At 71.1% G+C, this 6,754-nt stretch carries 7 protein-coding genes; 5 read left to right on the top strand and 2 right to left on the bottom strand.

Annotated features, from left to right (window positions below; translation table 11 throughout):
- Positions 1-762 (bottom strand): hypothetical protein (locus tag DMH08_RS37550; protein WP_199748196.1); only part of this gene is annotated, 762 nt, incomplete at its 3' end.
- 184 nt (positions 763-946) lie between these two features.
- Between DMH08_RS37550 and DMH08_RS37545 the strand changes: the two genes are divergently transcribed.
- Together DMH08_RS37545 and DMH08_RS37540 are read left to right on the top strand one after the other, a co-directional pair.
- Complete coding sequence (locus DMH08_RS37545; RefSeq protein ID WP_233618051.1) at positions 947-1,879, top strand: aldo/keto reductase; 933 nt, start codon at positions 947-949, stop codon at positions 1,877-1,879.
- Between the two features lie 72 nt (positions 1,880-1,951).
- Positions 1,952-2,854: a serine/threonine-protein kinase gene (locus tag DMH08_RS37540; RefSeq protein WP_084550112.1), complete on the top strand. Its 903-nt coding sequence runs from the start codon at positions 1,952-1,954 to the stop codon at positions 2,852-2,854.
- 3 nt (positions 2,855-2,857) lie between these two features.
- Here the strand turns inward: DMH08_RS37540 and DMH08_RS37535 are convergent, their stop codons facing one another.
- Positions 2,858-3,517 carry a transcriptional regulator gene (locus DMH08_RS37535; RefSeq protein ID WP_125620980.1) on the bottom strand — a complete coding sequence of 220 codons (660 nt, stop codon included), beginning with the start codon at positions 3,515-3,517 and terminating at the stop codon, positions 2,858-2,860.
- Positions 3,518-3,645: 128 nt separating this feature from the next.
- On the opposite strand from DMH08_RS37535, the gene DMH08_RS37530 reads away from it, so the two are divergent.
- The 3 genes from DMH08_RS37530 (at position 3,646) to DMH08_RS42190 (ending at position 6,618) form a co-directional block, all read left to right on the top strand.
- Complete coding sequence (locus DMH08_RS37530) at positions 3,646-4,929, top strand: citrate synthase (RefSeq protein ID WP_125620978.1); 1,284 nt, start codon at positions 3,646-3,648, stop codon at positions 4,927-4,929.
- Positions 4,930-5,068: 139 nt separating this feature from the next.
- Positions 5,069-5,980, top strand: coding sequence for a hypothetical protein (locus tag DMH08_RS37525; RefSeq protein ID WP_026402097.1), 912 nt, complete (start codon positions 5,069-5,071; stop codon positions 5,978-5,980).
- Between the two features lie 11 nt (positions 5,981-5,991).
- Positions 5,992-6,618, top strand: a complete 627-nt coding sequence (locus DMH08_RS42190; RefSeq protein WP_233618050.1) for a nucleoside triphosphate pyrophosphohydrolase — start codon at positions 5,992-5,994, stop codon at positions 6,616-6,618.
- Positions 6,619-6,754 lie beyond the last annotated feature (136 nt).

Here is a 6,754-nt window from a genome sequence, read left to right as displayed (position 1 = left end):
GTCGGGGAGTGGAGCGGCGGTTTCGGCTCTCAGGGTGCGGAGGGCGCGGAGGGCCCTGCGGAGGACGGCCGTGTCCGGTGGCTCGTCGGCGGCGCGGTCGAGATAGGCGTCGCAGCGTGCGAGCCAGGCGCGGGCGGCGTCCTCAACGCGGGCCTCGGCCCTGCGGGATCTCGCCGAGGCCAGCTCGCGTTTCTCGGTGAGGATGCGGCGGGTCAGCTCGGGGTCGTCGGCGAGGGCGTGGACGTCGCGGAGGCCGAAGCGGCCCAGTCGGTCGCGTTCGAGGCCGCGTTCCTCGGCTATCCGGTCGAAGGTCTTGCGGGGCCAGTCGAGGATCGTCGCGGCGCCGCCCGCGTCGACGCTGTCGAGGAGGGGGCCCTTGCGGGCGGCGACCACGTCCCGGACGGCCTCGGCGTCGAGTGCGTCGATGTCGCGGAGGAGGTAGACCGGGTGGCCGCGGAAGCTGCTGATGACGGTCAGGTCGCCGCGGGCCGCGAGGACCTCCACGTCGCGGCGTTCCACGTCGAGGCGGACTCGGGCGGCGAGGCGGGCGGCCGCGCGGGTGGAGCCGACCGGCGGCTCCTCGCCGAAGGCGGCGGCGACCCGTTCGCCGTCGTCCCTGCGTTTCTCGGCGAGGCCGGACGACCAGCGTTCGCCGTCCATGTCGGGTTCGGGAAGGATGCCGTGCTCCCTGCCGACGCGCATCTGCCAGCGGGAGATTCCGAGGTATCGGGCGAACTGGTGGGTGCCGTAATGGGCGGGCATGGCGGTCCTTTCGTCCTCGGGTCGTCGGCTTCCACCTTCGCTTTCGCGCCCGGCCATCGCACACGGAACACCTGCCTGTGGATAACTTCGCAAGAACGTTTTCCCCATTTCGGTTATTGCTGGTCATTTCGACGACCCATGTGCTTGGGAAGGGTCTAGAGCGTGCAAAAGTAAGGACATGAACTTGACGAGACGGCTGGGCATCGGGCTGGCGGCGGTGGGCCGTCCGGCGTACATCAACGTGGGCCGGGCGGAGGAACTCCCGCTGCACCGGGGCGTGGACGACCTCCGCCGGGCAACCTGGGATCTTCTGGACGCCGCCTACGCGGCGGGCATTCGCTGGATCGACACGGCACGGTCGTACGGCAGGGCCGAGGAGTTCCTGGGCGAGTGGCTCGAGGACCGGGCGCCCGGCAACGTGACCGTGTCGAGCAAATGGGGCTACGCGTACGTCGGCGACTGGGACATCGAAGCGCCCGTGCACGAACGCAAGGAGCACAGCCTGCAGCGGTACCAGTCCCAGTACTTGGAGACCCGGGGACTTCTGAACGACCATCTGTCCGTCTATCAGGTGCATTCGCTCACCTTGGACAGCCCCCTCTTCAAGGACGTCCGGCTCCAGGAGGCCATTGCGGAGGCCGCATCCGACGGGATCCGCGTGGGCTTCTCGACGTCGGGGCCGCAGCAGGGCGAGACCATCCGGCGCGCCATGGCCTTGGAGGTGTCCGGGCAGCGCATCTTCAGCACCGTCCAGTCGACGTGGAACATCCTGGAGACCTCGGCGGAGGACGCGCTGCGGGAGGCCCACGCGGAGGGCTTGCACGTGATCCTGAAGGAGGTGATGGCGAACGGGAAGCTGGCGCTGCGCCCGCCGTTCGCGGCGCGGACGGTCGCCTTCGAGAACTACGTGGAGCCGGACGCCCTCGCCATCGCGGCGGCGCTGAGCCGTCCCTGGGCGGGCACGGTGCTGATCGGCGCGGTCAGCCCCGCGCAACTCGAAGCCAACATGCAGGCGATGGGCGTGTCCCTGGACGCACGGGCACTGGAGGTGCTCGCGGGCCTTAGCATCCCGCCGGAGCGCTACTGGGCCGACCGGAGCGCGCTTCCCTGGACCTGAGCGGCGCACCGGCGGGACGCCTTCCGGTTCATGGCACGATGAAGCGCGCCCTCCAAGATCGGAAACGTGTCGATGCAGCCAGCAGTCCCAGAGATGATCGGCCCCTACCGCATCGTCGCGCGGCTCGGCTCGGGCGGGATGGGCGAGGTGTTCCTCGCGACGTCGCCGAGCCGCCGGGCGGTCGCCGTGAAGGTCATCCGGGACGAGCTGCTGGACGACCCGAAGTGGCGGGCGCGGTTCCGGCGGGAGGTGACGTCGGCGCGGTCGGTCAGCGGGTTCTACACGGCGCCCGTCGTCGACGCGGATCCCGACGCGGACCGGCCGTGGCTGGCGACGCAGTACATCCGCGGGGTGAGCCTCGCGAAGGCGGTGCTGGAGAAGGGGCCGCTGCCGGAGCGGGCCGCGTGCCGGCTCGGTGCCGGGCTGGCGGAGGCGCTCATCGCGATCCACGACGCGGGGGTCGTGCACCGCGACCTCAAGCCGTCCAACGTGCTGTTGGCGTCGGACGGCCCCCGCGTGATCGACTTCGGCATCGCGCGGCCGCTCGGGGCGGTCCCGCTCTCCCGCACGGAGGTCATGGGGACGCCCGCGTACATGTCGCCCGAGCAGGCGCTCGGCGAGCCCGTGACGCCGCGCAGCGACGTGTTCGCGCTGGGGTCGACGCTGGTGTTCGCGGCGACGGGCTCGGCTCCCTTCGGCAACGGGCGCAAGGTGCGCGGGCGTATCGTGCACGGCATCCCCGACCTCAGCAGGCTGCCCGACCCGATGCGGGGCGTGGTGACGCGCTGCCTCAGCAAGCTGCCGGACGACCGCCCGTCACCGGACCAGGTCCTCACCGCGTTCTCCACGCTCCTGGACGCCCACTACGGCGTGGAGTGGCTGCCCTCGGGCGTCGAGGAGCTGATCGGCGCGAACGAGCAGACGCTCCGGGAGGTCACCGCCGAGCTGCCCACGCTCCGGGAGCCGTCCCCGTAAGGGTCAGAGACCTTCGGCGAGCGCGTCCCAGAAAGCCGTCTCGTAGGCGTGGACGAGCCGCGCGCACCGGACGGCCTCGACGGGATCGTCGCCCGCGGCCAGTCCGGCCGCCACGACGGCCAGGGCCCGCTCGCCGAAGCCGGGCGGCGGCTCCGCGAAGAAGGAGAAGAACGCGACCGCCTGCTCGGTGAAGCCGTAGCGGGCCCGCAGGGCGCGGGCGGTGCGCGCGCAGTACCCGCCCCACTCCTCGAGATTGACCAGCATGGCCAGTGCGACCTCGGTGGCCGTGCCGAAGGCCGCCCGCTGCGCGAGGTGGGCGGGGTATGCCTGAGCGAACGGGAGAGGGTCCCGGGCGTTGAGATTCTTCTCACTCTCGCCGAGCGCCGCGGCGAAGTCGTCCAGCAGGCCCAGCGCGTGCCCCTCTCCCTGGGCCAGCTCCAGAAAAAGGTCGCCGGAGGGCGGATCGGGATGGCGTGCCGCGAGGAGGGCGAAACTACGCCGATCGCTGCGCACGATGCGATACTCCTCGACGGCCAGCCAGACCAGGCGTTCTCGGGGCAAGTCGCCCGATTCAAGGAGATCGAGGAAGCGGTTGCCGCCCTCGGCGGACCCGATCTCGGCGCGGGCGCGCGCGACCAGTCCGGCCGCCTCACGGTCGCTCATGACTCCACGTGAGCACCTGGGGCGCCGTCCGTCAACGCGCCGGGCACGGATTGGCCCATGTGATCACCTGGATACGATGAAGAGCGGAACGTCTACGCAGGTGTGGACGCAGTTGGGAGCGAGCGAGTATGTCGGATTTCGAGCTCAACCACGCGGGCGGCCGGATGCCTCTCGAGGTGACCGAGGCGACCGAGGGGCCCTCCGGACTGGGGGTGAACACGCTGCTCAAGGACACCGGGCACGTCACCCTTGATCCCGGTTTCACCAACACCGCGTCCACCACTTCGGCCATCACCTATATCGACGGTGACGCGGGCATCCTGCGCTACCGCGGGTACCCGATCGAGGAACTGGCCGAGAAGTCGTCCTTCCTCGAGGTCTCCTACCTGCTCATCTACGGGGAGCTGCCGACCGGGGACCAGCTCGCCGCGTTCACCGACAGCGTCCGCAACCACACCCTGCTCGACGAGAAGTTCCGCGCGTTCTTCTCCGCCTTCCCGCGGCGCGCGCACCCGATGGCGGTGCTGTCGTCCGCGGTGAGCGCGCTGTCGACGTTCTACCAGGACAGCCTCGACCCCTTCGACCCGGAGCAGGTCGACCAGTCCAGCATCCGGCTGATCGCCAAACTCCCGACGATCGCGGCCTACGCGTACAAGACGTCCAACGGTCAGCCGCTGCTCTACCCGGACAACAGCCTCGGGTACGTCGAGAACTTCCTGCGCATGACGTTCGGCCTGCCCACGCAGCCCTACGAGGTCGACCCGGAGATCGTCCGGGTGCTCGACATGCTGTTCGTCCTGCACGCCGACCACGAGCAGAACTGCTCCACCTCCACCGTGCGGCTCGTCGGCTCCAGCCAGGCCAACCTGTTCTCGTCGGTCTCCGCGGGCGTCGACGCCCTGTTCGGCCCGCTGCACGGCGGCGCCAACCAGGCGGTCCTGGAGATGCTGGAGCGGATCCACCAGGACGGCGACGACATCGAGACGTTCGTCCGCCGGGTCAAGGACAAGGAGCCCGGCGTCAAGCTGATGGGCTTCGGCCACCGCGTCTACCGCAACTACGACCCGCGCGCCGCGGTGGTCAAGAAGGCGACGGGCAAGGTCCTGGACGCGCTCGGCAAGTCCGACCCGCTGCTGGACCTCGCCATGCGCCTGGAAGAGGTCGCGCTGAGCGACGACTACTTCGTCGAGCGGAAGCTCTACCCGAACGTCGACTTCTACACCGGCGTGATCTACAAGGCGATGGGCTTCCCCACGAACGCCTTCACCGTCCTGTTCGCGCTCGGCCGGCTGCCCGGCTGGATCGCGCAGTGGCGCGAGATGATGAACGACTCCGCCACCAAGATCGGCCGCCCGCGCCAGGTCTACGTGGGCCCGGGCGAGCGTCACTACGTGGACGTGTCCGCCCGCTGAGGCGCACGCCGGACGGCGGCGGACGGGCCCTGCCCGCCCGCCGCCGTCCCGCTTTATCCACAGGTTCGATTTCCGATTACATGCCCCTCGGTGCTCGCCGAGGCTGGGTTCCACACCGGCCGAGCGCGAGGAGGCAGCCATGCCAGTCACGATCACCGTCCCCGAGGAGACGACCGCGCGGTTCGTCGTCGCCGCGGACCGGGCCCCCGGCGACGTCGCCGCCGTGATCCGCCGGGCCCTGCCCGAGCCGTACGCGAAGGCCGCCGCGGAACGCCTCGGGACGCCCGGCCTGATGATCACGATCCATCCGGCGGACTCGGCGCCGTGGCGGCTGCACCGCGCGGTCGGCGTCGACGCCGCCGACGGCGAGGCGATCGAACGGGCCGACCGGCACATCGGTGTCACGTCCGTCCTCAGGGTCGACGATCTTCCGACGGCGCCGCACATCGTGCGCGCCGCCGCCCTGGCGATCGCCGAGGAGGTCTGCGGCGTCCCCGTCGACCTCGACACGGACCAGATCCTCCCCGCGTCCCGCCCCGGCGACTTCGGCGACTTCGTCCTCGCCGACGGGTGGCTCGGCGCGTCCCTCCCGCCCTACCGGGCCGGAGGGCGCTGCGAAGCCGACGACGGCGAGGACTGCACCTGCGTCCGCCTCAGGTCCCGCGGGCTGCGCCGCTTCGGGATCCCCGAACTCGAGATCACCGGCGTGGCCTGCCCGCAGGACGTGGCGGCGCTGAACGTCCTGCGCACCACCGCGCAGCGGCTCCTTCCCCTCGGACGGCATCCGGGCCGGCACACGGTGACGTCCGAGCCGGCGCTGACCGGCACCGACTTCGCCGAGTTCTGGGGCGGCCGACGGCCGATGTGGGACGGCGACCCCGTCACCGTACGGCTGGTCGAGGCCGGTCCCGGGCGGCTGGCCATCGAGCAGCCCGCCGACTTTCCCGGGACCCTGAACGACTGGCTGTGGGACGAACTGCCCTCGGCCCTCCACCAGGTGCTGAGCCGCGAACCCGACCGAACACCGGCCGCGTCCGTACCCGGCGGCTAACGTCGCCTGTCATGGACGAGTCTCTGCAGAAGGTGCTGGCCGACGTCGCCGCCGAACGCGACGCCCAGGAGCGGACCTGGGGCGTCCAAGACTTCCCGGACGGCACCGGACCGGCGTTCACCGAGCGCGCCGATCAGTCCAAGCGCGACTGCGCGGACGCCGCGGCGTCCGGAGAGCTGGCTTGGCGGCACATCCTGGCCGAGGAGTTCTCCGAAGCCCTCGCGGAGTCCGATCTGGTCCTGCTGCGCGGCGAACTCGTGCAGACGGCCGCGGTCGCGGTCCAGTGGATCCAGGCGCTCGACCGCCGAAACGGCGGCGGCGCCCCGGCGGAGAAGCTGGTCCGCGACCGCATCCCGGAGATCATCACCGGCTCCGGCCGGACCCCGCAGACCCGTATCGCCGGGCAGGACGAGTACACGTCCCTGCTGCGCGCCAAACTCTCGGAGGAGGTGACCGAGTACACCGCCGACGCGGATCCCGACGAACTCGCCGACATCTTGGAGGTCGTCCACGCCCTCGCTGCCGTCCACGGACTCTCCCCCGGCGACCTGGAACGCCGCCGCGCGGCCAAGGCCGCCGAACGCGGCGGCTTCACCCGCCGAGTCGTCCTCCGCCTCCCACCGCCCGAAGGCGATTGAGCGGTCACGGTTCGCCCCAAGGCGACGCCCGAGCCAGCGTCTCCAGCCGCACAGCCGCCGTCCGGCTTACCGCTCCGTGCGCGCCGCCCACGCCTCTCAAACTGCCAGCACCCGCACTACCCGCCCGCCAGCCACC

Origin of the sequence: Actinomadura sp. WAC 06369 (assembly GCF_003947565.1) — a bacterium.
Classification (GTDB): domain Bacteria; phylum Actinomycetota; class Actinomycetes; order Streptosporangiales; family Streptosporangiaceae; genus Spirillospora; species Spirillospora rifamycini.
This window is presented reverse-complemented; position numbering and strand designations above follow the sequence as displayed.